This is a genomic window from Pulveribacter sp. (assembly GCF_032079985.1).
Classification (GTDB): domain Bacteria; phylum Pseudomonadota; class Gammaproteobacteria; order Burkholderiales; family Burkholderiaceae_C; genus Melaminivora.
The window spans coordinates 1-2,669 of sequence record NZ_DAMATK010000016.1; the positions used below are offsets into that span (position 1 = coordinate 1).

Sequence of the window (2,669 nt, forward strand, 5' to 3'; positions counted from 1 at the left end):
CCGTCTCCTGGTAGTAGCCCTCGATGTTCTTGGGCATGTCCACGTGGGCCACGAAGCGCACGTCCGGCTTGTCGATGCCCATGCCGAAGGCCCTGGGTGAGCATGTGTCCGTCCAGCGCCGCGCCGCGCGCCCCGGCTAGGCGGTCGAAAAAGCCCAGCGCCAGCGGGCAGGACTGGCCATGGCAGGCGCTGCCCGGGTGCTCGCAGGCCTTGTCGCGCGCCACCAGCTCCAGCACGCGCAGCGGAACGGGCGCGCCTCCACTGCCGGCCAGCTGCGCCAGCGCGTCCAGCGCCATCTGCCGCCCCGAGGTCTTGGCCGCCAGGTACAGCACCCGGTCGATCCGCTGTCCCGGCGCCGCCTTGAGCTGGGCGAACAGCGTGGCCACCGTCTTGCCGATGCCGGTGGGTGCCTGCGCCAGCAGGCAGCGCCCGGCCGTGGCCGCGCGCCAGACCTGCGCCGCCAGCGGGCGCAGCGCCGTCGGCGGCGCAGGGCGGCTCTTCTTCGGCCGCCAGCGCCGCACGCAGCGACAGCTCGCGCCAGACCACGCGCCCGGCAGGCAGCAGCTGCTGGCGCGCAAAGGCCAGCGCCATGCGGTCGTGCAGGCTTTCGCTGCGCTTGCCGGCGCGCCGCGCCTCGGCCAGATGGGCGATGCCGGCGTCCGTCAGGCGCAGCAGGGTGCGGCCGCACTCGTCCGTGCAGCGCTCCAGCAGGCCGGCGGCCAGCAGGTCGATCTCCACCCCGTCCTGGCACGGCCAGCCGGCCGAGCGCCAGACTTCGAGCAGACGGGTGCGGTGGTGACGGGTGAGGACGGGAGCTGACATGGCTGAGGCGGCAAAACACTGATTATCCAGACAGTGGTTTGTCCACGCCGATCCCGCAGTTTCTGACACACTCTTGCGCTGCAAGACGACCGGTTGCGCATCCAGCCTGCGACATGATTTGTTGCACAGGTAAACATTTGGCTTACCTCTCGCGTTGAACCCTCTTGGCTTGCCCTTGGGCGCGCGCCAACAGTTCCGAAAAGGTAGTTTTCATGCTTCGCACGCTCTTGCGTTCCCTGCGCCGCTGGCGCACCGCTCCCTGGGCGCTGCGCGCTTTTGACCGCTCCATGGCAGTGGTGCACCTGGATCTGCAGGGCCGCATCCTGCAGGCCAACGGGCGTTTTTGCGCCATCCTCGGCTACAGCCCGCAGGAGCTCGCGGGCCAACCGCACGAGATGCTGTGCCCACCCGGCTACGCTGCCAGTCCCTCGTACCAGCAGGCGCTGCGGCAGCTGCAAAGCGGTGAGCCCTTTACCGGCCAGGTGCAGCGACAGCGCAAGGACGGGCAGCGCGTGTGGCTGCGCGCCACCTACAGCCCTATCCTGGACGGGCGCGGGCGGCCGACGCGCGTGGTCGAGCTGGCCCAGGACGTGACCTCCCAGGCGCAGGAGCGCCTGCGCGCCACCTCCGTGCTGCAGGCCATCGACCGCTCGATGGCGGTCATCGAGTTCGATCTGCAGGGCCGCGTGCTGCAAGCCAACGGGAACTTCCTGCAAACCATGGGCTACGAGCTGGCGCAGCTGCGGGGCCAGCACCACCGCACCTTCTGCACTCCCGCCCTGGCCGCCAGCGCCGAGTACGCGCGCTTTTGGGAGCGGCTGCGCGCCGGGCAATTTTTCCGCGGCCAGGTCGAGCGCGTGGACAGCAGTGGACGCACCGTCTGGCTGGAGGCCACCTACAACCCGGTGCATGACGCGCAGGGGGCGCTGACAGGGATCATCAAGGTGGCCACTGACATCACGCACCGGGTGCGCCAGGCGCAGGCCCGCCAGCAGGGCGTGAACACGGCGTATGCCATCGCCCAGGAAACGCAGTCCCTGTCCGAGCAAAGCGGCGGGGCTGTCAGCCAGGCGGTGCAGCGCATCCAAGCGATGGAGGGCACGTTCGAGGCCGCTGCCGAAAGTGCCACGGCGCTGGACCGGCAGACGCAAGCCATCGACTCGGTGCTGGGCGCCATCCGCCGCATTGCCGACCAGACCCACCTGCTGGCGCTGAACGCTGCCGTGGAGGCGGCGCGCGCGGGCGACGCGGGCCGCGGCTTTGCCGTGGTGGCCGGCGAGGTACGCCGCCTGGCCGCCGACAGCAAGGCTGCCACCGATGGCATCAGCCAGACGATCGCCGCCATCCAGGACGAGGTGGCGGCCATGCAGCGCACCATGCAGTCGGCCCTGGCCGGCGTGGCCGACAGCGTGGCGCTGGCCGGTCGGGCGGTGCAGTCCATGGAGAGGATCCGCGATGACGCCGGCCGGGTGGTGCAGGCCGTACAGGCCCTGCACTCGCAGGAGACGGCTGCTCAGCCGCCGGCGATCACGCGCAGCACCTCAGCGCCGTAGGCCTCCAGCTTCTTGGTGCCCATGCCGCTGATGCCCTGCAGATCCTGCAACGAGGTTGGGTTGCGCTCGGCGATGGCCGCCAGCGTGGCGTCGTGGAAGATGACGTAGGCCGGCAGGTTGTGCTCGCGCGCCACCTCGGCGCGCCAGGCCTTCAGGTTGATGAAGCGCACCTGGCCGTCCTGGTCCAGGTTGGCGGCGGCCACCGGCGGCGCGGCGGCGCGGCGCGAGCGCTTGGGCGCGGCCTGGGCCGTGGCCTCGCGCAGCTGCACGGCCTGCTCGCCCCGCAGCACGGGG

The 2,669-nt window shown here is 71.0% G+C and carries 2 protein-coding genes and 1 pseudogene; 1 reads left to right on the forward strand and 2 read right to left on the reverse strand.

Going from position 1 to position 2,669, the window contains the following annotated elements; all coding sequences use genetic code 11:
* A pseudogene (locus RT282_RS17210) lies at window positions 1–521 on the reverse strand (hypothetical protein); the annotation flags it as partial.
* A 513-nt stretch (window positions 522–1,034) separates the two neighbouring features.
* On the opposite strand from RT282_RS17210, the gene RT282_RS17215 reads away from it, so the two are divergent.
* Window positions 1,035–2,375, forward strand: a complete 1,341-nt coding sequence (locus RT282_RS17215; protein ID WP_313316243.1) for a PAS domain-containing methyl-accepting chemotaxis protein — start codon at window positions 1,035–1,037, stop codon at window positions 2,373–2,375.
* On the opposite strand, the gene RT282_RS17220 is transcribed toward RT282_RS17215, so the two are convergent.
* The coding region (locus tag RT282_RS17220; RefSeq protein ID WP_313316245.1) for an HRDC domain-containing protein at window positions 2,336–2,669 on the reverse strand (334 nt) is incomplete at its 5' end. The two genes, RT282_RS17215 and RT282_RS17220, sit on opposite strands and share 40 nt — an antisense overlap.